The sequence below is a fragment of the Vibrio sp. OPT18 genome (genome assembly GCF_015163615.1).
GTDB classification, from domain to species: Bacteria; Pseudomonadota; Gammaproteobacteria; order Enterobacterales; family Vibrionaceae; genus Vibrio; species Vibrio coralliirubri.
Genome location: NZ_JADDYK010000075.1, coordinates 43,570 through 69,618, shown reverse-complemented (window position 1 = coordinate 69,618; position 26,049 = coordinate 43,570). Strand labels below are relative to the sequence as shown.

The 26,049-nt window shown below is 44.8% G+C and carries 17 protein-coding genes and 1 riboswitch; of the genes, 6 read left to right on the top strand and 11 right to left on the bottom strand.

Annotated features, from left to right (window positions below; translation table 11 throughout):
• Nucleotides 1-65: 65 nt before the first annotated feature.
• The 5 genes from fdhF to cmoM form a co-directional block, all read right to left on the bottom strand.
• Nucleotides 66-4,295 (bottom strand): formate dehydrogenase subunit alpha, encoded by a 4,230-nt coding sequence (gene fdhF, locus IQQ51_RS19770; protein ID WP_193841898.1) that lies wholly within the window; start codon nt 4,293-4,295, stop codon nt 66-68.
• A 366-nt stretch (nt 4,296-4,661) separates the two neighbouring features.
• On the bottom strand, nt 4,662-9,122 hold the full coding sequence (gene mukB, locus IQQ51_RS19765) for a chromosome partition protein MukB (RefSeq protein WP_193841897.1): 4,461 nt from the start codon (nt 9,120-9,122) through the stop codon (nt 4,662-4,664).
• Nucleotides 9,119-9,925, bottom strand: coding sequence for a chromosome partition protein MukE (gene mukE, locus IQQ51_RS19760; RefSeq protein ID WP_019821010.1), 807 nt, complete (start codon nt 9,923-9,925; stop codon nt 9,119-9,121). The genes mukB and mukE overlap by 4 nt, the downstream gene beginning before the upstream one ends.
• Nucleotides 9,906-11,243 (bottom strand): chromosome partition protein MukF, encoded by a 1,338-nt coding sequence (mukF, locus tag IQQ51_RS19755; RefSeq protein ID WP_017055049.1) that lies wholly within the window; start codon nt 11,241-11,243, stop codon nt 9,906-9,908. Before mukF ends, mukE begins: the two co-directional genes overlap by 20 nt.
• A 125-nt stretch (nt 11,244-11,368) precedes the next feature.
• Entirely contained in the window at nt 11,369-12,154 is a 786-nt protein-coding gene (cmoM, locus tag IQQ51_RS19750; protein WP_050651522.1) for a tRNA uridine 5-oxyacetic acid(34) methyltransferase CmoM, read from the bottom strand.
• 115 nt (nt 12,155-12,269) lie between these two features.
• Here cmoM and elyC point away from each other — a divergent pair, with 115 nt between their 5' ends.
• Nucleotides 12,270-13,121: an envelope biogenesis factor ElyC gene (elyC, locus tag IQQ51_RS19745; protein WP_050651523.1), complete on the top strand. Its 852-nt coding sequence runs from the start codon at nt 12,270-12,272 to the stop codon at nt 13,119-13,121.
• 166 nt (nt 13,122-13,287) lie between these two features.
• Here elyC and torR read toward each other — a convergent pair whose 3' ends face one another.
• A complete protein-coding gene (gene torR / locus IQQ51_RS19740; protein WP_017067841.1) occupies nt 13,288-14,001 on the bottom strand; it encodes a two-component system response regulator TorR in 714 nt (237 codons plus the stop codon).
• 285 nt (nt 14,002-14,286) lie between these two features.
• On the opposite strand from torR, the gene torD reads away from it, so the two are divergent.
• The 3 genes from torD (at nt 14,287) to IQQ51_RS19725 (ending at nt 17,228) form a co-directional block, all read left to right on the top strand.
• Complete coding sequence (gene torD, locus IQQ51_RS19735) at nt 14,287-14,934, top strand: molecular chaperone TorD (protein ID WP_019820999.1); 648 nt, start codon at nt 14,287-14,289, stop codon at nt 14,932-14,934.
• 315 nt (nt 14,935-15,249) lie between these two features.
• Nucleotides 15,250-16,254 (top strand): HTH-type transcriptional repressor PurR, encoded by a 1,005-nt coding sequence (purR, locus tag IQQ51_RS19730; protein ID WP_017062096.1) that lies wholly within the window; start codon nt 15,250-15,252, stop codon nt 16,252-16,254.
• A gap of 170 nt (nt 16,255-16,424) precedes the next feature.
• Nucleotides 16,425-16,510, top strand: a riboswitch (cyclic di-GMP riboswitch).
• Between the two features lie 127 nt (nt 16,511-16,637).
• Entirely contained in the window at nt 16,638-17,228 is a 591-nt protein-coding gene (locus IQQ51_RS19725; protein ID WP_019820997.1) for a TfoX/Sxy family DNA transformation protein, read from the top strand.
• Between the two features lie 97 nt (nt 17,229-17,325).
• Here IQQ51_RS19725 and IQQ51_RS19720 read toward each other — a convergent pair whose 3' ends face one another.
• Complete coding sequence (locus tag IQQ51_RS19720; protein ID WP_017067843.1) at nt 17,326-17,685, bottom strand: DUF3316 domain-containing protein; 360 nt, start codon at nt 17,683-17,685, stop codon at nt 17,326-17,328.
• Nucleotides 17,686-18,064: 379 nt separating this feature from the next.
• On the opposite strand from IQQ51_RS19720, the gene IQQ51_RS19715 reads away from it, so the two are divergent.
• Together IQQ51_RS19715 and IQQ51_RS19710 are read left to right on the top strand one after the other, a co-directional pair.
• Nucleotides 18,065-18,745, top strand: a complete 681-nt coding sequence (locus IQQ51_RS19715; protein WP_193841896.1) for a TVP38/TMEM64 family protein — start codon at nt 18,065-18,067, stop codon at nt 18,743-18,745.
• 64 nt (nt 18,746-18,809) lie between these two features.
• Nucleotides 18,810-19,127 (top strand): DUF2007 domain-containing protein, encoded by a 318-nt coding sequence (locus IQQ51_RS19710; RefSeq protein ID WP_017062099.1) that lies wholly within the window; start codon nt 18,810-18,812, stop codon nt 19,125-19,127.
• Between the two features lie 131 nt (nt 19,128-19,258).
• Here IQQ51_RS19710 and IQQ51_RS19705 read toward each other — a convergent pair whose 3' ends face one another.
• The 4 genes from IQQ51_RS19705 to topA form a co-directional block, all read right to left on the bottom strand.
• Nucleotides 19,259-20,056, bottom strand: coding sequence for an alpha/beta fold hydrolase (locus IQQ51_RS19705; RefSeq protein WP_017062100.1), 798 nt, complete (start codon nt 20,054-20,056; stop codon nt 19,259-19,261).
• Between the two features lie 285 nt (nt 20,057-20,341).
• On the bottom strand, nt 20,342-21,796 hold the full coding sequence (gene glgA / locus IQQ51_RS19700; protein ID WP_193841895.1) for a glycogen synthase GlgA: 1,455 nt from the start codon (nt 21,794-21,796) through the stop codon (nt 20,342-20,344).
• Complete coding sequence (gene glgC, locus IQQ51_RS19695) at nt 21,786-23,015, bottom strand: glucose-1-phosphate adenylyltransferase (RefSeq protein ID WP_080582251.1); 1,230 nt, start codon at nt 23,013-23,015, stop codon at nt 21,786-21,788. Before glgC ends, glgA begins: the two co-directional genes overlap by 11 nt.
• A 524-nt stretch (nt 23,016-23,539) precedes the next feature.
• On the bottom strand, nt 23,540-26,049 hold a 2,510-nt coding region (gene topA / locus IQQ51_RS19690), incomplete at its 5' end, for a type I DNA topoisomerase (RefSeq protein WP_228013045.1).

Here is a 26,049-nt window from a genome sequence, read left to right as displayed (position 1 = left end):
AGCCGCATAACTCTGAGAGTTACGCGGCTTTTTAATGTCTGCCGTCTTTTACCTAGCTAATATGATTAAGCCTCTGTTACTTCACTCTCAGGCTCACGAATAGGATCAATACGCACAGCCGCCACCTTAAATTCAGGGATCTTCGCGTGTGGATCGGTCGCTGTGGTAGTCAAGCGGTTAACCGGCGATTCAACAAAATGGAATGGAATAAATACCACCCCCTTTTGCATTCGTTTAGTCACAAAGGCCGCGATTTCGATTTCACCACGACGCGTTGAGACCTTGAGCATCTGACCATTCGAGATACCTAGCGTTTCAGCATCATGAACACTCACCATGGCACGCGGCCCTGCCAAGTTATCCAACCCTTTTGTTTTACGTGTCATGGTTCCGGTGTGGAACTGTTCTAGAATACGGCCTGTCGTTAATACTAACGGGTATTCCGCATCCGGTAGTTCAGCAGCGTATCTAAACGGAATCGCCTCCATTTGACCACGCCCACGCGTAAATTGGGTCTGGTGCATGATACGTGTGCCATCAGGGTTGTTCTTATTACTTGGCCATTGCACGCCGTTCACCGTAATGTTTTCCCAACGTAAACCACCATACTGTGGCGTGACACGTGCTATCTCATTGGTGATATCAGCAACCGAATCATATTCCCAATTACCGCCCATTGCGTTGGCTAGCATTTGGATAATTACCCAATCCTCTTTCGCTTCACCTGGAGGCAATACCGCCGGGTTAATACGCTGAACACGACGCTCGGTGTTAGTAAAATGACCAGACTTCTCAGCAAACGAGCAAGACGGCAGCACCACATCGGCATATTGAGCGGTTTCGGTTAAGAAAATATCTTGAACCACGAGGAAATCTAACGCTTCAAGACCATCGATCACATGCGCTTGGTTCGGGTCACTCAGCACTGGGTTCTCGCCCATTACGTACAGGCCACGAACATCTCGATGACACGCTCCATCAATAATTTCGGTCAGCGTTAAGCCTGTTTCAGCCGGTAAGTCAGAAACGCCCCACTCCATCGCAAATTTTTGACGAACCATTGGGTTATACACTTTCTGATAACCCGGAAGGTTGTTTGGCAATGCACCCATGTCGCATGCACCCTGAACATTGGATTGACCACGTAATGGGTTGATACCGCCGCCTTCAATTCCGATATTGCCACACAAGAGCTGCAGGTTAGCGATAGAGCGAACATTATCGTGACCAGTGGTATGTTGCGTAATGCCCATCGAGTAGTACACCGCTGTGCGCTCTGCAGTACCAATCAATCGTGCCATTGCGAAGATGTCTTCCGCTTTAACGCCAGTTACCAGCTCCACTTTGTCTAGCGAATAGCTTGGTGACATCACCTCTTGGAGCAAGGTATCAAAGCCATCCACACGATCTTCGATATACTCTTGGTCGTACCAACCGTGTTTGATGATCTGCTGCATCACACCATTGATCAGCATTACATCGGTACCAGGTCGGTGCGCTAAGTAAAGCTCAGCATGGTCAGCAATATCAATTCGTTTTGGATCGGCAACGATCAATCTCGCTCCACCATGTCTCACAGCTTGCTTGATATGCGAGCCAATAATGGGGTGTGCTGAAGTCGTGTCTGAACCGATAATAAAGATCACATCTGAATGCTTGATGCTTGGAATATCATTGGTCATTGCCCCGCTGCCCAGCGAAGCTTCTAAACCAGTAACTGTCGATGCGTGACAAAGGCGCGCACAGTGATCGACGTTATTGGTACCTAGTTCACGACGTATGAATTTTTGGAACGCATAGTTATCTTCATTGGTGGTTTTCGCCGACGAGAAACCCGCTAAAGCGTTACTGCCAAAGCCTTGCTTAATCGCAGTAAACTTCTCGGCAATGAGCTTAACGGCTTCATCCCAGCTAGCAGGTTGCAACCAGCCATCTTTACGAATTAATGGTGTGGTTAAACGCGCATCGCTGCCCACAAAATCGAAGCCGAACCGCCCCTTAACACACAACATGCCTTCATTAACCGGAGAGTCACCGCCTTCGATATAGCGGATTTTGTTTTTCTGCTCATCGATATGCATGGTTAGCTTACAGCCGACACCGCAATAAGTGCAGATGGTATCGACTTTCTTGAGTACATCTGTATCTCCCTGCTTTCTGTCGCGAGCATCGACCATTGCACCGGTAGGACACGCCTGAATACACGATCCACATTGAACGCAGTTTGAGTCGCCCATTAAGGTCTTATCTGCCCCAAAGTTAGGACGACATTCAGGTCTTGATGCAGGCTTGCCATCCGATTGATTCATGAAGCTTAGAACACCATGAACATTCTGTTCGCGACACGCTTGGATACACTGGCCACAACTGATACAGCGGTTGGCGTCAAAGATAATGAACTCAGAACTGTCATCGACCGAAAATTTTTGTCTTGTTAACCCGACCTTCGCTTCTTCAGCACGAATCGCCTGCCAACTCTCATTCGAAGCCACATCGATTTTGTACTCTGGATGGGTTTGCGTTGCTTTGTATTCGGTCGAGTAGTCTCGTAGGTCGCAATCGGTATTAGCTTGGCAGCCACACTCTAGACATCTTGCTGCTTCCGCTATTGCATCAGCATTATCAAATCCTGTTTCTACTTCATCGAAGCTTTGTTCACGCTGCTCGGGCGTTAGTTCAGGCATGATCTTACGAGCCATGCGTTGTATCGACTGGTATTGCTCAGGATCCACCGCTTTGAGCTGTTTGTGCTTTCTTGAGTTAAACGGTTTGGCCGGAATATTTTCCATATCACCGTGGAAGAAGCGATCGATCGCTTGTGCAGCAATACGCCCATCCCCCACCGCTTCGACTGCAGTTGCAGGGCCGCGTCGGAAATCACCAATACTGAAAATATTTCCGGTTCCGGTATGCATAGTTTGTGGATCAGCATCTGCGGTATTCCAACGAGTAAGAGGAATATCAATCGCTTCATTGTCCATAAAGCTCAGGTCAGGCTTTTGCGACACGGCGGCAATAACCGTATCAAACGCTTCAACAAAGAACTCGCCCGTTGGTTTAGGGCTGCGACGACCTGAAGCATCAGCCGGACCCAAAGCCATTCGTTCTAATCGTATTTCTGATACATGGCCATTATCATCGGCTATGTTTTCTGCAGGGTTAGTTAAGAAGTGGAACTTCACACCCTCATGTTCAGCTTCTTCGATTTCGTAATCTTCTGCCGGCATCTCATCTCGAGTACGACGATAAATCAGCGTTGTATCCGCGCCATCACGCACCGCTGTTCGCGCGCAGTCAATCGCGGTATTACCGCCACCGATCACGGCGACCTTTTTACCAGTGACATACTGCTGATCGGTCACGTAATCTTTCAGATAATCGACACCCAAATAACAACCGCCGAGTTCACTACCCGGGTAATTCATCTCGACCGCTTGCGATGCGCCAACCGCTAAACAAACCGCATCAAAATCGTTACTTAAATCAGACAGTGTAAAATCAACACCGAGTTTTTTACCGCACTCAACCACCATTCCGTTGCGACACATCAACTCGATTTCTTTATCTAGAATCGACTTAGGCAAGCGATATTCAGGGATACCGTAACGCAACCAACCACCCGCTTGGGGCATCGACTCATAGACACTGACTTCATAGCCTTCGTTAGATAGATAATAACCCGCCGTTAGGCCACCGGGGCCACTACCGACAATTGCAATGCTCTTGCCTTTATTTGGTTTTTTCTCTGGCATGTAGCTCTCTTGAGCCGCTAGATCCGCATCGGCAGCGTGTCGTTTGAGTTGGCGAATCGCGATGGATTCATCGACCAAGTTACGACGACATTCGGTTTCACAGAAAGCAGGACACACACGACCAATTGAAAGTGGCATTGGCAGTGTCTTTTTGATCACTTCAATCGCTTTGATGTGATCATTTTGAGCAATATGGTGCAGGTAAGATTGGATATCGACCCCAGCAGGACAGGCTGTTTGGCATGGCGCCTCACAGTCAGCGTAGTGATCGGTCATAATGCGATTCAATGCTTCTTGTCGATGGTTCGTTAACTGTTTTGACTGAGTGGTAATATTCAGCCCATTAGACACTTCAAGCTCACAAGAGCGAGTGACACCAACGCCATCAACTTCAACGACACACAAATCACACGGCACTTTATCCGCTGTTTTGTTCAAACCACATAAAGATGGGATCTCCAAACCACATGTTTTTGCCGCTTCAAGAACGGTTTGCCCTTGCTCGACGATTCGATATTTCCCATCAATAACGATTTGAATCATACCTAAGTCCTACCTTTACCTTTCGCACACGCGAGTTATCAATAATTAAAATTTAAGTAATACAATATTATTAATATTATTAAATCTATGTCATTACCATACATTATTTGTGGTTTTGTGCGTGTGACCTCAAACAAGTTCCATTGATAATAACCATAAGGTATGAGTGGTCTTATGAGTATCGAAGAAAGGATTAAGCGGGAGGGGTTCTGCTGTAGAAGTAAGAAATAAGGAATTAGATTCAAGGTACAAAAAAGCCCCTACTGATTAGGGGCTTTGAATAAATTTATTGAGTCGCTTTCGAGCTTATAGCTGCGCTGTCAAGGTTATAGCTCAGCTATCAAGGCTCTAACTCGGCTATCAAGGTTATTGCTCAGTTTCTTCGATAAGCTCTTGAACTGGGGATGCCGGTTTGTTTTGAGCAAAACCTCGCAGGCCAACAACATGTACGTGTTCGTGGTCTTTAAAGACCTTACGAACCAGTTTGTAGGTTGTGCCTTTCTCTGGGCTAATGTTCTCTGGTGCTGCAATCAGAAGTTGCATACCTAAACGGTCACACAGTTCGAACAAGGTAGAGATAGATTTCGCATCCAGACGTGCGGCTTCATCAAGGAACAACAAACGACATGGGACAATGTCTTTACTACGAAGTCGACGAGATTCCTCTTCCCAGCTTTGAACAACCATCAGTAGGATAGACTGACCGGTACCGATCGCTTCACCCGTAGACAGTGCGCCAGACTCTGCTTGTAACCAACCGTCTGAACCACGGTTAACTTCAACACTTAGCTCTAGGTAGTTACGGTAATCAAGTAGCTCTTCACCCAGAACTTGCGGAGAACGTTGACCCATGTCGATATGCGGGTTCACACGTTGGAACAACTTCGCCATCGCTTCTGAGAAGGTAAAGCGCGTTGATTCAAACAAGTCTTTGTGCTGCTCTTGCTGAGTCGCTAGACCTGATAGCAAGATCTCGTGACTTTCACGAATCTTAACGTTCAGACGTACGCCCTTAACCTGACCAAAGTAGATGTTAGACAGACCTTGGTTCAGCATTCGAATACGGTTCTGCTCGCGCTGAATCGTTTTCTTGATGATGCTTGCTACCGACTCAGAGCTGATCGCCAAGCGGTTTTCACGCTGCGTCAGTTCTTCTGTTAGTCGAGCTAGCTCAACTTCCATCTCTTCGATTGCTTCAACCGGATCATCCGTATGAATGATGTCTTGGCGAATACGCTCGCGAAGGTGTTGATAAACAGCAATGTAGAACAGAACCTTACGCTCTGGATGTGCGTTATCTTCAGATAGACGCAGCGAATCACGTAGGTCGTCATTGTCAGCCACAGCCAGACGTAGCGCACCCAGTGATTTATCCGACATAGAGCGAAGCTCGCCCGCCGTTAGGTAAGCCAGTTCACGCTTGTGCAAACGACGTTCAACATCATTTTCACGAGCTAAGCGAAGTACTGAGCACCAGCCAGCTTTTGCTGCAACAACGAAGGTACGAAGTTCTGTGTACTCTTTCTGAACTTTCTTAAGACGCTTAGCTAGGGCTTTCATCTCAAGTTCTGTTGACGTAATCGTACGCTCGTATTCGCTCTTACGGCTGCGAGATGTGTGCAGACGCTCTTGAAGCTCGTCACGACGACGTACAGCACGCTCTTCAGCGCCTTCGTCAGCGTTTACGCCGAACTCTTGTAGCTCTTGTTTGAACTCTTGAACCGTTTCTTGCTTCGCTTGATGTGAGCTCTTCAGTGCCGCCAATACTTGGTTGTATTGGTTCATCTGTTCACGAGCTTGCTTCAAGCCATCGCGGCCTTTAGTTCTTGCTTGTTCAGCTTGAACCAATTTCGCTTTCAGTTGCTCGCTCAGTTCACTGCTCTTATTAAGCAAATCAACAGAGTCCGCGTAAGCAAAGTAGTGACGACGCTCAATCAAATCAGACAGTGCGAACACTTTGCCTTTTAGCGTTTGTAGCGCGTTATCAGCTTGACGATATTCGGCTTCCAAAGCTTCGAACTGCTCTGGGTCAGCGTCTAGTGCAGATACGATTTGCTCTAGAGAAGTAAGCGCTTTACCGTGAGTATTCAAATAAGACTTAGCTTCACTTAAACGCTCTAGTTGCGCTTCTAATTCAGCTAAGCGCTCAGCCAATGTTTCGTCTTCTAAAATACGAACCATTGGTGCTAATTTATCTAGCGCACCGAGTGCCTGCTTGCTTTGTAGAAGCTGACTGCGTTGCTGCTGCTCTTTAGAGTTAAGCTCAGCCAGAGAACGAACAATTTGATTACGCTTATCACGAATCGCAGCAAGTGCTTGCTCTGGGTCTGCGTTAAACGCAACGTGCAGGTGCTTTGCAACAAAGCTGTTGAATGCTTGGTATAGGCGATTCAGTTTTTGAGAGTCAAACGCTGCCTTCGCGTGGTTTTCAACCACAACGTCACGCTCTTCGCGCAATTTCTCAAGGCGTTGTTCACGAGCCGCACGGCCAAACAGTGGGATCTCAGGGAAACGTGAGTAACGCATTTGGCGATCGTTCAGCTGAACACACACCGCACCTTCAAGCTCATCGGCATTGAACGAGCTGTCATCAAATGCGTCTACATCGCCTTCTAGGATGTAAAGGTCTTCTGGACAATCATCAAGATCCACCAGCTTCTCTTTAATACCATCAAGATCAGAAACCACAATTGCGTGACGAGCTGGACCGTACATCGCACTGAAGTACGGCGCATCGCCAATCGTAATGTCATCGTAGATCTCAGAAAGCAGCACGCCACCAAGCGTATCCGCTAGGCCTTTCAGGCGAGGGTCGTTAGAGCCACCTGGAGAAGCTAAACGCTCAATCTCTTGCTCAAGTTCAGCTCGGCGCGCAGCCAACTGATCTTTTGCTACCGCTTGCGATTTCTCATCTTCAAGCACTTGCTGCATTTGAGTCATCACCGCTTGGCTATCTTCTAGCTCAGCTTCGGTTTGATCTCTTAATGCTTCAAGCGCATCGTTTGCCGTGATCCACGCTGGAGCAATAGACTCAAGTTTTTGAATCTCTTGGTCGTGGTTTTGTTGTACACGACGTTGCTCACTCTTCGCTTCACGCAGCTCTTCTTGAGCGTACTCAAGAGACTCGATCTGCATAGCGTGACGTTCACGTTCTTCATCGAAAACCGCTTCGTCAGTCAGTGAAATGTTGTGTTGTTTTTGGTATTCAGTCGCAAGCTCTTTTGCTTGACGCTGCTGAGCCACATCACGAGCCATATCGCGGTGCTGAGCACGCCACTGCTGTTCATTTTCAACAACGTGTTTTGCGTTACGGCCTTTTTCTAAAGCTTGCTTAGCGCTGCTAGACGCTTCTTTACGCTCCACGTCACCAACAATACTTTTAACAAGAGCGAGCGCTTTGTCGAACTGCGCAGAAGCAGCAGAAGACATGTCGAGTTTATGTTTAGTAGACAGTAGCGTTTGAGTGCTTGATTCTTCTTGTGCTTTTAGCTCAGAAACCAGAGTTAATGCGCTTTCTGCCGTAATAGATTCATCACCAAGCAACTGCTTAGTTTTCTCTAATGCTTGAACCGCCTGCTGGTATTGAAGTGCACGAGTCTGCTGAACATCCAATGCTTGTTGGTAATCAGCAAGCTGAGTTTTCAGGCTATCCACTTCTTCTTCAGTAATGGTTGCCTGCTCTTCAGCAAGAAGTACTCGCTCTTGAGCTTCTTCAACCACCATCATCTGCTCTTCTAAACGCTCATTCAGCTCTTCTAGATCTTCGCTGTAGCGAGCAATTTTCTCTTGCTGACGAAGTGCAGTTTGAACTAACTGAAGATGATCCGAAGCCGCTTGGTAATCTTGCTCTAGTGCCGATTCTTGATCGACAAGTAGTTCTAGTTCTTCTTGAACGCGATTCAACAAATTGTTTTGATCAAGCAAGGTTTCACGAGAGCCAAACAGTTCACCACGGAACTTCATGGTTTGATCAAGCTTGTTACGACGATCGTTGGCATGGCGCATGTAGTCCGCAGCCACGTAGTTGGTAGATTCAGTGATCAAGTGCTTGAACAAGTCACGATCCGACTGAGTCGTCTTGATCGCTTCTAGCGTCATACGGTTTTCGCGTAGTGCTGATTCCATGTCTTGGAATGCTTTCTTCACGCCACCATTTTGCGGTAGAAGGTAATCACGCAGAGAACGCGTAATCGCACTAGAAATACCACCGTATAATGATGCTTCAATCAAACGGTAGAACTTAGAACGGTCGCTGCTGTTACGCAGTTTCTTCGGTACCACGCCGTATTCAAACATTTGCGAGTGGTAATCAACAATCGAAGAGAAGGCCTTAAAATGCGCGCCTTCGTATTGTGCAACCGCCGCTTTCACGTCGTTCAACTGACATACGCGAGCGTGGCTATCTGAAACGTTCTGAATCAACACATCCGTTGGTTTCACATGGCTTGGAAGGCCTTGGATAACAAACGGTTTGATGTCGACTTTCTTATCACGACCCGCAACTTGCTGCAGTTTTACGGCAAACAATAGACGCTGATTACGAGAGTTCACAACATCTAGTGCGGCATAACATGCGCCTGGCTGAAGCTTACCGTAAAGGCCTTTATCACGAGATGACTGTGAGCTACCCGCTTCCGTTGTGTTACGGAAATGCAGAAGGCTTTGGTCAGGGATCAGTGCTGTGATGAATGCCGCCATTGTGGTCGACTTACCCGCACCGTTACCGCCAGAAAGCGTTGTAACCAATCCATCAATATCAAAAGTACGCGCAAAGAAGCCGTTCCAGTTGACCATGGTTAATGATTGATACTTACCTCTTTCAATCATGCTTCACCTTCTACTTTTGTTTGTTCGCCAGCATTTGACTCAAGGTCAAAGTCAGCTTGATCGTTAAAAATGTCTTGTTGACCGTTTTCGTCTACGTCTGCATCTACTTCTGATGTAGCTTCCGCTTGTTCTTCATTCAACAAGCTACCTTGGTTAGGCTCTTGGGTATGCACCACAGCTTCACCATCACGGATAAGACGCAATTGCGCTTCTTTCATGTCGTCACCAACACGAACGTCGGCGCCAAAACGGAATACCGCTTCGCTGATACGGAACTTGCCCGTCTCGCCAATCGCAATCAACATACCGATACGGCGTAAACGACGCAGAGAAGTACGTACTTTTTCGAAGAGCTTTTCTTTATCTAAATCAGAACCAGACGCACGGTTGGTTGCTAGTTTCATGAGTTTTTTCTCATCCGCTAACGACATCAACTCATCAAACAGTTCTTGGTTGGTGAAGATACCTTCATGAGCAAGACGTTCTGGGCTTAGGTATAAGAAACACAACACCTTGCCAACCAGCATGTCGAGCTCAGACAACACACTTCGACCAATCAGAGACGTAGAACGCGGACGCAAGTAAAAGAAACCTTCCGGCGCTTTTACCAGCTCCGTATTGTAGCGTTGATAGAAATGCTGAAGCTCAACTTCAAAATCAGACAGCAACGCGTGGTTATCTAGATCTTCTGTTGAAACATGCTTACCTGAACGCAGCATGCTATCTAGCGCAGGGAACAGTGGGTTCGCTATCGCTTTTACCAGTTTCTCTGGCATGTAATCATCAGTACTTGTTAATGACATTTGCTTGTACCTTTGCACCAAAATCGTTGATTGCCTGCCAATCTGGCTGAATAGCCTGATAGTCAGACTCTGAGTAACCTAAGCGCACGGCTTGGTCGACAACAATTCTGGCTAAATCAAAATGGTGTGTGCGAGGGTGTGCAGCGAGGTAATCGCGTAACACAAGGCCAAGATCAATTGGCGCGCCTTGCTGTTTGTGAGCTTTTAACATCTCTGCAATTCGATCTGAAAGCAGGTCATTCACTTGCTCAAACTCTTCGTACTCTACGTCGATTGGTGCTTGTCCCATCACTTCGTCATCACGAAGCACAAGCGCTTCATCACGAAGATCCGTCAGCTTCTCAGCATCGGCGTAGGTCAATAACCAAGGCGCATCAAAGTAGTCGGTGACTGACTGACGCAAGCGCTGGCTAAAGGCACGGTTTTTATCCATATCAATCGCGGTACGAATAAACTTGTGAACATGGCGGTCGTAGCCGATCCATAAATCGATGGCTTGTTGGCCCCAACTGGTGATTCGGTCTAGCTTCATCTGCAAGCCGAACAGGGTTTCGCCAACGAACTCGAGTTCATCGTCACCGTAAACAATTTCTTGAATATCGAGGATCTGTGTTTGCAGTTCATCACCCGCCGCTTGCAAGGTGTCTTGCAATTCTTTTAGTGTGGACGAGGTTTCTGAAAGCAAGGTTTCACAGTTGTTAATCGCCTCTCGCCAATCCTTGTTTAAAAGGTCGGCAATTTGCTGCTTAACGGTTTGCTGCTGCTCATCCATAACACGTTGGTTAAGATCAATCTGATCGAAAATTTCACCAACAGAATACTTGAGCACGCCGTAAACATTCTTTCTCCAATGCCCTGGAGTTCCGCCTTTTTGGGCTGCTTCAATGGCTTTTGCCATCTCGTCCGCAACCATAGAAAGCTGGATAGACAGTTTCAACTTAGAGAACTGACGGTGGCGTAAATAATAATCTGAAATACCAATCGCCAATGGTGATAAGCGATAAATACTCGCACCATCAGTGATTTCGCTGGTAAAGCGGCTAATCAACTTCTGTTTAACTAACTCGTTGATGGCATTGTTGGCACGAAACGCGGACGCTTCGCCAGTATCTTCAAACAGTCGAGTGACGATGGTAAATGCATCGTGCAGTTCACCTTCGCCCAACTCTTCATCGAACCTTTCATTGCTTAGTACTGCGATAGCAATCAAAAATGCTAAGCGCTCTGGTGGCAAGTTTAATGAAAAATCATGCTGCTTGACCCAGCCCACCAACTCATCAATTGGCTGCTCTTCGGCAGTTTGAGTCATTTCACTCATTGTGGTTCCTGTTACTGTTCTTCGTCATATCGAATGTATTAGATATGACGCCTATTTCTTTATGACGCGGGCTTCTTACGATTGCATAGCGCATGTTGTGGCTTCTTTTACCACATTCACCGCTGTTATTGCGCAGGTTTTTGAGCCCAAACGTGAATATAACGGCCTAGTGACAGATATGGCTCTTGGCGACATAGCTGTTTTTCCAGTTCCAATACATCTTCAAATTGGTAATCGCCCATGTACTCCATATTACCTATGTAGTCACTGAAAGAGCGAATGCCTGATTTACCACAGATTTCTAGACCAGCGTCTTCTATCCATTGATAAACCTCTTCCGGCTTCAAGCCTTTTTGTGGTTGCAGCTTAAACCGTTTTCGATGTGGCATCCCATTCAATACATGAGGAATGTTGCCACAAATCACATTTTTCAGGACTAATCCGTGGTGGTTGTAAAACATTATCGAGGCAACGCCACCCGGTTTAACTTGTTCAAGCAATAAATCAAGTGCCTCTTTAGGATCGGCCAACCATTCCATTACGGCATGAAACATCACAAAATCGACTTTCTCATCGAGATGTTCTGCGACTTTTTGTACTGGTGAATGAATAAATTGATATTGCTCTAGCAAACCCGCTTCGCTGATACTTTCTTCTGCGAGCTTCAGCATTTCAGAAGATAGATCACACAGAGAAACGTTATGCCCAAGCGACGCAATTTTTTGCGACATCTGCGCAAGGCCGCCTCCAGCATCAAGCACATGCAGTGGCGAAGCTGATTGCTCAAATTTGCTCAAAGCTTGTTCTAAATCTTCCCATACGATGATCTGACGGATCTCTCCTTTGTCAGAGCCGTAAATATTTTTTGCAAATTTGTGGGCAATATCGTCGAAATTACGGTCTTCAGTCACGGCTACTTGAGTTATTATGTCCTATCGTGCCTGCTATTCTGTCACAGGAATTTCAGGAATAAAGAGGCGATGTCTCTTTTTACTACTAAGTGATGTTTTTTCGGACTATTCGGATATGTTTGAGCTGAAAAAAGTAGTGTCTTCGCTATTGATGCCACTGCCAGCAATGTTAATTCTCGCTTTTCTGGGTTTAGCCCTAGTGATGTTTACTACCAAAAGGAAGACGGGTTGCCTAATCACCCTTTCAGCCCTATGTGGTATTTTCCTAATCGCTTTCCAACCAGTTTCTAGTCAACTTTTAATGCCAATGGAAAGGCAACACACCGCATTTTTACCTGTCGATGAAACCGTCGATTACGTGATGGTTCTCGGAAGTGGTCACGTCGTAGACGACCAAATTCCACCGACATCAGAACTTAGCCGCACCGGCCTGATGCGTTTAAGTGAAGGAATTCGTATTCTACGCCTTTACCCTGGTGCAAAACTCATTTTGTCTGGCTATGGCGCAGGCACTGAAGTAAGTAACGCAAGAATGATGGCTAAAGTTGCATTGGCACTTGGCGTAGCAAAGCCCGACATCATTCTGCTTGAAACAGCAAAAGACACCTGGGAAGAAGCCCGCCAAGCCGCTGCGTTCGTTAAGAATAAAAGAATGGTGTTGGTGACTTCAGCGAGCCATATGACTCGCGCACTCAATGAATTCAATGCTGCTGGAATGAAACCACTGCCGGCACCAACTAACTACCTTGCACAAGAAGGTATTGTTGAGCCTTGGAACAAGTACATGCCAAAAGCTCTTTACCTTGAGCAGACTGAGCGTTACTGGCACGAAACCATGGGATTGGTTTGGCAAAGCCTGCGTGATTGGCTAGATACAAGCAATGACATTGTTGAAGAGCCTGTTATTCCAGAAGCTTCCAGCTTAATTGAAGATGACGGTAAAGTTTCTGCGGCTCAGCCTCAGTAAGCCCATTGAATCTTTAAACTCATCTTAAGCATACAGAGTCGCCAAGTATTTGTAGATTCTCTGGTCGTTACCAGTAAAAGCTGAGTAATAAAAAAGCCAAGACATCAATGATGTCTCGGCTTTTTACGTTTAAATGTCGTTGTTGATTAATCACTCCCGAAGGAAATCAATCACCAGCGAACATGTAACCTTCACCGTGAACCGTCACAAAGATTTGCGGGTTCTTCGGGTCAAATTCCATTTTTGCACGCATGCGACGGATAAGTACGTCGATGGTACGGTCATTAGGTGCGTCTACTCGGTGGCTGATCATATTCAGAATACGTTCGCGGCTTAATACTTGGTTAGGGTAAGAAGACAAAGCCACTAGCAGTTCGTATTCTGCTTTAGTCAGTTTCACCGGTTCGCCGTTTTTGCTTAGCGCACGACGAGGAATATCAAATGTCCACTCACCAAAACGAACCACAGACTCATCTGATGTTTCTTCTACTGCGCCCGCTGCTGTTTTACGAGCAGCAGAGATACGCCAAAGTAGGTTTTTAACTCGAACTAATAACTCGCGAAGTTCGAAGGGTTTAGTAACGTAATCGTCAGCGCCCATTTCAAGGCCAACGATTTTGTCGATGCTATCCGTGCGTCCAGTAACTAAAATAATTCCAATGTCTGATTGACTGCGTAATTCGCGAGTTAGCATCAATCCATCTTCGCCTGGTAAGTTGATGTCCAGCATAATGAGGTCAACGTTGTTTTCTTCTAACACGTTTCTCATTTGAGCGCCGCTTTCTGCTTCGCTCACTGTGTAACCCTCGTTCTGGAAGTATCCAACCAGTTTACTGCGGGTTACCACATCATCTTCTACGACTAATACGTGATAGCTCATCTACACCACTTTTCTTATTTAATAGTTTCAGTGACTATTCTATTCATAACTAGTAACAATTCTAGTGGTACAGAAGATAAAAGCCAGAAACATGGATTTTTTTTGATACAAGACAATCTTAAACCTTGCTATTTATCGTCCATCGCAATTCAATATAGGCATTACTACTAACGAGTAACTTTGCGTTTCGCAAATAGCCTTGTTATTCAGCCTTGGTGTGCTTATGCCCAAGTGACTTCAAGATGCATATAAGTAACATCACAAGACTAAATCAGGATCTAACAAATGAAAGATACGAAAGCGTTCAACGAGCAAAGAGCGGAAATATACTGGTGGCTATCAAGCTTATTCGCCAAAGAGCTCACTCAAGAAGAACTCGATCACTACCACTCTGTTGAAATTCGTTCTTTCCTAACTGGTTTAGGCGAAAATGAAACACTAAAGCCAGCGATTGATAAGTTAGTGGATGCACTGAACCGCCTACAAACACGTGAAGATGCTCAACTAGAACTGTCTGCAGACTTTTGCGATCTTTTCTTAAAGACAGATAAACACGGCGCTCTTCCTTACGCTTCAATGTATATCGGCGAAACTGGCCTTTTGAATGATAAGCCAGCAAAAGATATGGAAGAGATCATGGCTAAACACAACTTAGTCGTGAACCAAGATCTAAAAGAGCCAGCAGACCACATTGCTATTGAACTCGATTTCCTTGGTAACTTGATCATTCGTTCAAACGAAACGGATATTGAAGAAGAGCTAGAGAATTCATTTGCCGTTCAACAGCAGTTTATCGAACAACAACTGCTGACTTGGGTACCAAAGTTCAACGTGAAATGTCATGACGTTGATGAATTCGGTTTCTACGCTAGTGTCTCATCTTTGCTACTCGCATTCTGTCAATTAGACACTCAATATTTAGCTGGTGAATAGCTTATTGGATGACTAGGTAAATAAATTCAGTAGAATGTGACAATTCACCCGGATTTCTGGGTGAATTTTATTGCGAGTAGTTTCTAGTCAGTCTAAAATTGTGACCGCAAACGATAAAATATGAAACATTCACGAAATGCTATGCTTATTAAAGTTCAGAGCATTTCGGTGTTAAGACAAGCCGCTCAATAGCGGTTTTTTGTTTTTTAGCACTTTAGTACCCAAAGAGCCCTACAAATTTAAGCTCTTAGTTAGGTAGCTTAACGGCTACTTTATTCCGTACTTTGGGAAAGTAGCTTCTAATAGGATAAAACCATGGCCACTATAAAAGATGTCGCTCGCTTAGCCGGCGTATCAACAACAACCGTTTCTCACGTAATCAACAAAACTCGCTTTGTAGCAGAAGCAACTCAAGAAAAAGTAAACAAAGCCGTAGATGAACTGAACTATGCACCAAGTGCTGTTGCTCGTAGCTTGAAATGTAATACAACACGCACTATCGGCATGCTAGTGACTCAATCAACTAACCTATTCTTCTCTGAAGTTATCGATGGTGTTGAGAGCTACTGCTACCGTCAAGGTTACACTTTGATCCTGTGTAATACGGGCGGTATCTATGAGAAGCAACGTGACTACATTCGAATGCTTGCAGAGAAACGTGTAGATGGCATCTTAGTTATGTGTTCTGACCTAACTGAAGAACTAAGAGAGATGTTAGACCGTCACGCTGACATCCCTAAAGTTATCATGGACTGGGGCCCTGAGAGCTCTCAAGCTGATAAGATCATCGATAACTCTGAAGAAGGTGGCTACCTAGCGACCAAATACCTTATTGAACGCGGTCACTCTAAGATTGCATGTTTAAGTGGCCACTTAGACAAAGCAGCATGTGTTGAACGTATTGCCGGTTACAAGCGCGCACTCAACGAAGCAAAGATTTCTGCTGATGAAAATATGATCATCGAAGGCAACTTTGAGTGTGATACGGCTGTTCTTGCTGCAGAACAAATCGTTGAGATGGAAGATCGTCCAACGGCGGTATTCTGCTTTAACGACACAATGGCACTCGGCCTAATGAGCCGCCTGCAAGAAAAAGGCATTCGCATTCCAGAAGATATCTCAGTGATCGGTTACGACAACATCGAACTGGCTGAATACTTCTCTCCGCCGCTAACGACAGTTCACCAACCAAAACGTCGTGTTGGTAAGAATGCATTCGAAATTCTATTAGAGCGCATCAAAGACAAAGACCACGAAAAACGCGTCTTCGAAATGCACCCTGAAATTGTTGAACGAAGTACAGTTAAAACGTTAAATTAATTGATAATTCGAGTTTAATTTCATCAAGCGCACCTTTAGGTGCGCTTTTTTTATCAGCAACTATAATGAACCCAGATGCACAATGGAAAGATCATTAATTGAAGCAATATCACATTTTGAAATATCAACTGTGAGCTTCATTCAACAAAAACTTTATTCTATTCAATCAGTCACGCACAGGGCAAACCACTCGAAAGAGTGAGACGCAAAGCTTCCGGCCTAAACCACTCGTTGGTATGGTAGCGGGGTTACCGATGGCAAAATGCAGTAACTACTAATAATTTAGTAATTTACGGCTTATTGACAATTTAATTGCAACATTTTGCTAATCTCTCGGACCTGCTTATTTGGTGGCGTAGTTCAAATACACCGAGATAAATAACATGGATAAACCGATACTAAAGGACTCGATGAAGTTATTTGAGTCCCTAGGAAAAATAAAATCACGCTCAATGTTTGGTGGCTTCGGTCTTTTTGCTGATGACACTATGTTTGCTCTGGTTGTAAATGACCAGCTGCACATACGCGCAGACAAAGGCACAACGAAACAATTCGAACAACAAGGGTTTCAACCGTACGTCTACAAAAAACGTGGTTTCCCTGTCGTTACTAAATATTTCGCTTTACCTGAAGGCCTCTGGCAAGACCAAGAGAAAATCTTGCAGCTTGCAACCACGTCTCTAGGTTTTGCTAAAGAAGAAAAAGCTGAGCAGTCTTCTGCTAAGCCGACCCGACTCAAAGATCTGCCTAATCTTCGACTCGCTACCGAGCGTATGTTGAAAAAGGCAGGGATCGATTCTGTAGAACGTTTATATGAATCTGGCTCTGTAAACGCATTTAACGCCATCAAAGAATCGCATGCGTCTTCTGTCAGTATTGAACTACTTTGGGCGCTAGAAGGCGCGATCAATGGTACACATTGGTCTGTTATACCGCAGCAGCGTCGCGAAGAGCTTATCAATCGCGTCAATTAACATTGTCAGTGCAATCTATATACATAACTAAGCCGCATTTACTGCGGCTTTTTTTATGTCGACAAAACTAGTCTTATGTATAGCTGGACCACTGTGATCAAAAAGATGGACGGTAATAGTATTTGTAATCCACTTTAACCATCGGAATGAAGTTAATTTCTCCAGAGGAATCCATTATTTCTTTTACTTTGATGGTACCGTTTTTGATTTCAAACGAGCGTACATCTACTTTTTCAGAGGCTTGCGGTAAGATTTTGCTCAATTCATATGAGCGCTTACTGTTTATATCCATCCAGATTTTTTTTCCAGATTCGTAAGCCTGTGATTGGCTCGCCACTACATCGCCTTTAAATACTTTAGACTCAACTGCCGCACGGTGATAGACGCCCGATCCCATGGCTTGGAAAGAGAATAGGCCCGTTGTAGCAATAACCGTAATCATTGATAATAATTTCATAGCTAGCTCCTTAGTTGTCTGCCTGAATAATTATCTAAAACAATCTTCATGCCACGATTGTTACGTATATAGAACGAGCCAAGACCAAAACTCTTTCAAATTTTTGTTACTTTTTACGTGGTACAAATTATCGCTATTAAAATAATGCATACAAAACAACTCCCTAGCAGAGAGTCACAACCTTCTAATCAACGAATCTTTTTCCACCTCTATTCCGCCAATACTTGTCGGCAACATAAGACTAAACAATTAAGCTAGCTGTTTGCCCCCGATCCATCGTCTAGAATAAATAGTTTTTTATTAACTGGTGAAAGTTAATCTATGCTTTGCCTGTCTATCTATACTATCGGTATGCATTGAAAATTTAGAGGAAGTATCAATGAGTAAGAAAATGATATTGGGTATTGTGTTGGTCGTAACCATCGTGTTGTTAGGTATCAATTTCGGCCAGTACTTAACGCTTGAAAATGCTAAGGCCCAACAAGCTGTGTTAAATGACTACATTGACAGCAACTTTATTGCGGCTGCCGCTATCTATTTTGTCGCGTATGTAATGATTACGGCTTTCTCCATTCCAGGTGCCGCTGTTGTGACCCTATTAGGGGCCGCGCTATTTGGCTTCTGGAACAGCTTGCTGCTGGTATCTTTCGCAAGTGCGATCGGTGCGACCTTAGCCTTCTTAAGTAGCCGTTACCTGTTGCGTGACTGGATTCAAACCAAATTTGGTGACAAATTGGCGACGATTAACAAGGGGGTTGAAAAAGACGGCGCATTTTACCTGTTTTCTCTGCGCCTGATTCCTGTATTCCCATTTTTCCTTATCAACCTATTGATGGGTCTAACACCGATGTCAGTGAGTCGTTACTACATTACGAGTCAAATCGGGATGTTACCGGGGACGGCGGTTTTCTTGAATGCTGGTACTCAGCTCGCAGAAATTGATTCGCTTTCGGGCATCGTCTCCCCTTCAGTACTATTGTCATTTGCGTTATTGGGGGTATTCCCAATAGTTGCTAAATGGTTGATGGGTAAGTTTCGCTCAGCACCCGTGGCTGAATAACGTATATAGCTGAATAATTTATAATAGCTAAATAACACAGATAGCCGAATAAGGTTCTATTTCAATGAAAATCTTCAGTGCATCGAATCCGACAGAAGCTCATATCATCTGTGGATTATTAGAAAGCGAGAATATTGCCTGTGAAGTCCGTGGGGAGGGGTTATTCGGATTGAAGGGGGAAATCCCATTCACTGAAGAAACTGACCCTTACGTATGGTTATATGAGCCAGAATTGGCCAGTAAAGCTCGCATGCTAGTAAATGACTACCAAAAACAGCAAGATTCGATCATCTATGAAGAGTGGCGTTGTGGTGAGTGTCATGAAGTCAACGAAGCTCAATTCGGCTCTTGCTGGCAGTGCGGTGCTGCCTCACCTGAATAGCAAGGTTTCAGTGATCTGATAGAACGATTCGGTCAGATACCTCCTCCAAACAAAAACGGGAAGCTAAAGTTAGCTTCCCGTTTTTATTTCAATTCGATTCAATCATCATCTTTGATTTCGCGCCTAGAAAATCATTGGATTTGTTTTTGAATAAACGCAATCGAACGCTGATTAAACTCTTCAGGGTTTTCCACGTTACATACGTGCCCACAATTCGGAATCTCTACTAGCTCGCTCGATTCATGCGCTGCGACCATTTCTTTTACAGGCTTAATAAACATGTAGTCGCGTTCGCCCATCAAATAAAGGGTTGGGATCGGCAATTCTCTGTCTTTGAAATACTTCATCAATGGGTTTACATCAGCCGTTAAGATAAACCAGCGCTTAAACTCTTTCTGGCACAGTTTTTTAGCTTCGCGGATAAACAGGTGACGCGATTCTTTCTGACTCTTTTGTGGCATCACAACATAAGCAAAAAGGCTGTATAACCACATGTAAGGAATGATGTGCTTGCTGAGGTTACCCAACTTGATTAACACTTGAGAGCGAGTGTTTAGCTTGGTGACAGCGCCACCCAGTACCATTGAACGTACACGGCCAGCCGCGAGCTCTGCAACGTTACGCACAATAATCGTGCCCAAAGACATGCCGACGAAATGTGCAGAACGAATTTTAAGATGGTCTAACACTTTAAGAATATCAAGCGTCACCGATTTGAACGTATAACGATTCGAAATCAGCCCTTTAAGTATATTGTCTGATTTACCGTGCCCTCTCAGATCAATGAGAAGTAAGTTGAAATGCTGTTTATACGCTTTGATCTGCTTGAACCAGATGGAGGAACTGCCTCCTGCGCCATGCACAAATACAACCCACTCATCGCTCGTAGGGTGAGTAAATGTTTTATGAAATAGTAAACTCTCAGACATACCTATCGCTTTAATTATTGGAATGGAGCTATGCCTCATCACGAGGCGATGACTAAGGATATCACGCAATTAAGAACTTTAAGTGATAATAGTGTCAAACCTATCATTAGTCATATGAATACCTACCTCACCTTTTCTACCTGACTAAAATGAGTTTGCAAGCTTTGTCTTCGTAAACGTGATGTGCTCTGACCAGGAAACAAAAAGGCACTCTACAATTAGAGCGCCTTCATTTATTACGAGCGGTTGTTGCTCGCCAGCTAATTTTAAAGCTAAGTCAACAAGTTAAAATGCTGAATGGTACATAGCTAGGTATTCTTTAGCCGCATCTTCCCAACTAAAATCTTGCTGCATCGCATAAAGCTGAACACGCTTAATTTCAGATGGGTTTTGTGCGTAAAGCAGTAATGAACGATGTAACACAGCCAATAACGCTTGCGGTGTTGGCTCTTCAAAAGCAAACCCAGTCGCGACTTCAGGATCCTCATCGTAATCATCCACGCTGTCTTTTAAACCTCCCACAGAACGAACAATCGGCAAAGTACCGTAAGCCATGCTGTAGATTTGGTTTAAGCCACACGGTTCAAATTCCGAAGGCATCAAGAAGAAATCAGAGCCTGCTTCAACCAAGTGCGCAAGTTCATTATTGTACGCTTCCACGAACGAGAACTTATCTGAGTGAAGCGCTGATAGCTCTTTCAATTGACTCGCCAAAACAGGATCGCCAGTACCGACAATCACGATCTGAAGGTCATTTTTCAAGAACTGCTCGATGATCGGCAGTAAGTAATGAACACCTTTTTGATTCGTCAAGCGACAAACCATGCCATAAACCGCGCAATCGGCAACGGGTAAACCTACGTCTTGTTGCAGTTTTTGCTTACAAGCTGATTTTCCGCGAGCCATGCTGTGTTTGGTCGCTTTGTATTTACGAGGTAGGAAAGCATCAGTTTCCGGATTCCAAGCCCCGTAATCACACCCATTCAAAATGCCGAACAAATCAGCTGATCTGTGTTGGAATTCTGCAGCCATACCGTGGCTACCTAATTCCGTTTTCAACTCTTCTGCATAAGTAGGACTTACTGCGTTCACTTTATCCGCGCACATCACGCCAGCTCTTAGCATAGTGACATGAGTGTCACTCACTGAAGCTTCAGGCGCATGGTAACTGTGCATCTCTGGCAGGAATTGAAGTTGATCGTATGCGAACACACCTTTGAAAACCGCATTGTGAATCGAGATAACACTGCGCGTATTTTCAAAGAAATCGTGTTGTTGATAACGCGATTTAAGCAAGAAAGGAACGAAACCAGTATGCCAGTCATTTGCATGAATGATATCCGGTTGAAAACCAAGCTTAGGAAGCATATCAAGACAGGCTGCACTAAAGAACGAGAAGCGCTCTCCGTTATCAGCATAAGCTTGATTGTTTTCTGCGTACATTTCCGGGCGGTCGAAATACTTGGCACATTCAATACCAAAAACTGGAACGCCTTCTACGCTCAGCTTTTTAACTTGATAAGCCGTATGAGGCCAATGATCGAGTTCAGTCGATAAAATAACTTCTGCTGAATCAATGTTTGGAATGTTTCTATATGCGGGGATAGTCACTCGAACGTCCTGTTCGAGTGTTTGCAACGCTTTCGGCAGTGCCTTGGCTACATCAGCCAAGCCACCACTTTTAATCAAGCCTTCAACTTCAGACGCTACAAAAAGTACCGAGAGAGTCTTAGTAACCAACTCGTGCTCCTTTAGAAATCACTACAACACCATCGTCAGATACGTGGTAATGCTTTTTGTCTTCTGTCAGATTTACACCAATCTGTGTACCCGGTGCGATGTCTGCATCTTTATCAATGATAACACGGCGCAAGATACAACCTTCACCCACTTTTACGTCACCGAGTAAGATACTTTCGCTGATATCACACGCTGATGCGATATTGCTGCGGAAGCCCAGTACACTCTTTTCAATACGCGAACCACGTACATAACTACCGCTACACACAAGGCTATCAATAATCTGAATTCGACCATTTGCCGAATCAGTAAACGTAGCTGGTGGTAGTGGCGGGTAATAAGTGTGTAGAGGCCATTTACGGTTGTATAGCGAGAATGGCGCATCTTTCTTAAGAAGGTCCATGTGCGCTTGCCAGTACGCGTCAATCGTACCTACATCGCGCCAGTAAACTTCTTCTTTCTCACCAGTAATACGGTTGGTGCTGAAATCATAAACAAACACATCACCACGTGGGAACATGTTTGGAATAATGTCTTTGCCGAAATCGTGTGTCGAACCTTCTCTATCAGCATCTTCCGTTAGTTCAGCAAAAAGCTCTTTCGCTTCGAACACGTAGTTGCCCATTGAAACGAGCGCTGATTCTGGATCGCCCGGGATTGACTTCGGATTTGCAGGTTTCTCTTCAAAGCCAATCATACGGCCGTCAGCATCAACCTCAATAACACCGAATTCTGATGCTTCAGCAAGCGGCATGCGCAATGCTGATACTGTTAGAGCCGCTTTCTTCTCTTTATGGAAATCAAGCATCTGTTTGATGTCCATTTTATAGATATGGTCTGAACCAAAAATACATACTTGATCAGGTTCTTCCAACTCCATAAAGCCCATATTTTGGTAGATAGCATCTGCTGTGCCTTCATACCAACGCTTTCCTTTACGCATTTGCGCAGGAATTGGGTCGATAAAACGGTCTGTTATACCACTGATATTCCAGCCTTTTTTCATATGATGGAACAGTGACTGTGACTTAAATTGTGTTAATACGTAGATCTTCATTAGATCAGCATTAACGAAGTTGTTCAAAGCGAAATCAATTAAGCGGTAACTACCACCGAAAGGAACCGAGGGTTTGCTGCGAGATTCAGTTAAAGGTCTTAAGCGAGAGCCTTCACCACCAGCAAGAATCATTCCCAATACACCAGCCATTTTATTCTCCATATATCTATAGCTTGTCGATGTTAGTACTCGTAGAGGTATCTTCCTCTGGGGGATGAGCACCAACACTTATTTCGGTATTTAGCGAATATCCATTCACATACAGTGACAATATCCTAAGCCAAACGTTGTTATGTGTGCACTATTCTTTGCACTTGGTTTTATATACGTTATCGACTTTTCGGCCGAATTCAATTTTTAATACGCCATTCTGTGGTACGTAAGCTGATTGCTTTCCTAAGACTTAAAGCAGCTCACACTACACCGTCTAGACGAAACATTACATTAACACCCGACACACATCAGGTATACAACTAAACGCTGATCTGTGAGTTACAATATTTTAATTAAGTTACATTCTCGTTAAAGTTGCATAAGAAGATGTAATTAATTACCGCCATTAATTTCGCGGTGTGAATTTAATAAATTCCCGCCGACGAAACACCAAGTCAACAAGTTGCATAATTAGTCATATTGAGATCAAAAAAAAGCAGCCATTAGGCTGCTTTTTCATCAATAACGTTCAGTTACTTCTCTTTAGGCTTTTTACGCTTATCCGTAACTTCCCACTTACCGTCGATGTACAACGCAGTCCAACCGGACGGTTTTCCATCTACTTCAGTACGAACGTAGTTTTCTTTAGTCTTACGACTAAAACGAACCACTGTCGGCTTACCATCAGGGTCAGCAACTGGCGCTGATGCTAGGTATTGGAACTTAGGTGAGATACGGTCTTTAAAACGAACCAACTCTTCCACTAATGGTGCACGTGTTTCACGTGATTTAGGGAAGTTGCTCGCAGCCATAAATAGACCAGAAGCACCATCACGAAGAACAAAGTACGCGTCTGAATTTTCACATGGAAGTTCAGGGAAATGTACCGGGTCTTCTTTCGGTGGCGCAACTTCGCCATTTTTCAGAATCTTACGAGTGTTCTTACAATCGTCATTGGTACAATCCATGTATTTACCAAAACGACCGTTCTTCAGAACCATGTCAGAACCACACTTGTCACACTCAACAAGTGGACCATCGTAGCCTTTCACTTTAAATTCGCCGTGCTCAACCACATAACCTTCACAGTTCGGGTTGTTACCACATACGTGCATCTTACGCTTATCATCGATTAGATAAGCATCCATTGCCGTTTCACAAATAGGACAACGCTTTTTAGCTCGAAGTGCTGCTGTTTCAACGTCTTCTTCAAGCACGTTGATAATGCCTTCTTCATCGCCCAGGTTGATTGTTGTCTTACAACGCTCTTTTGGTGGAAGCGCATAACCAGAACAACCAAGGAATACGCCTGTCGAAGCAGTACGAATACCCATTTTACGGCTACAAGTCGGACACTCAATATCGGTTTCCACGATATGATTTGGCTTCATGCCACCAGCGTCTTCGTCTAAATCTGCTTTTTCCAAATCGCCAGTAAAGTCTTCGAAGAAATTATCTAGCACGCCTTTCCAGCTTGCTTCGCCTTCTGCGATTTGGTCCAACTTCTGCTCCATACGAGCAGTGAAATCGTAGTTCATTAGGTCATTGAAGCTGCCGTCTAGACGGTCAGTAACAATTTCACCCATCTTCTCTGCATAGAAACGACGCTGTTCAACTTTTACATAACCACGATCTTGAATCGTCGAAATGATAGATGCGTATGTTGAAGGACGACCAATACCACGCTTCTCAAGCTCTTTAACTAGCGCCGCTTCAGTGAAACGAGCAGGTGGCTTAGTGAAGTGCTGTTTAGGGTCTAACGCGATCAGATCAAGCTTATCGCCGATCTGTACTGCTGGAAGGATCGTATCTTCGTTCTTACCCATTGGACGCTGAACACGAGTCCAACCATCAAATTTAAGGATACGACCTTTCGCTTTCAACGTGTACTCATCTGCTTTAACGCTTACGGTCGTTGAATCGTATTGAGCTGGCGTCATTTGACACGCTACGAATTGATTCCAAATTAGCGAGTAAAGCTTGTGTGCGTCTGCGTCTACGCCGTTTAGGTCTTCCGACTTAACATCTACACTTGAAGGACGAATCGCTTCGTGGGCCTCTTGAGCGCCCTCTTTGCTGCCGTATACAAGTGCTTTAGGTGGAAGGTATTGCGCGCCGTACTCAGAACCAATGTATTCACGAGCGGCTTCTACAGCTTCTGAGCTCAAGTTGGTTGAGTCAGTACGCATATAAGTGATGTAACCCGCTTCATACAGGCGTTGAGCCAGCATCATGGTTTTCTTTACGCCGTAACCAAGACGCGTACTCGCCGCTTGTTGCAGCGTCGACGTGATGTAAGGTGCAGACGGCTTACTCTTTGTTGGGCGGTCTTCACGTTTACATACTTCGTATTGCGCTTTTTCTAAAACGCTAACAGCAGCTTGTGTTTGCGCTTCATTTTCAGGTTTAAACGCAACACCGTCTTTTTGCGCTACTTGCAATCTAAAGTCGGTTTTCTCTGCTGTTTTAGTATCAGCATGCACATCCCAGAACTCTTCAGGGATAAAGGCGTTGATCTCGCGCTCACGCTCTACCAGTAGTTTTACCGCTACTGATTGAACACGGCCAGCGGACAGGCCTCGTGCTACTTTTTTCCAAAGCAGAGGTGACACCATAAAGCCAACAACACGGTCCATAAAACGTCGTGCTTGTTGTGCGTTTACGCCATCAATATTTAGCTCACCTGGAGTTTCGAAAGCTTGTTGAATAGCATTCTTGGTGATTTCGTTAAAAACCACTCGCTTGTATCGCGTTTCATCGCCGCCGATGATCTCACGAAGGTGCCATGCGATAGCTTCTCCTTCGCGGTCCAAATCGGTTGCGAGATAAACATGGTCTGCGTTCTCAGCCAGTTTTTGCAATTCAGCGACGACTTTCTCTTTACCAGGTAGGATTTGGTAGTTCGCTTCCCACTCTTTATATGGATTGATACCCATCTTTTTGATAAGAGCTTTGCGATCTTTTTCTTTCTTGATACGAGCTTTGTCTTCTGGGCTCATACCCTTGGTTGAAACTGCAGCAGCCTTTTGACCAGTACTTTGAC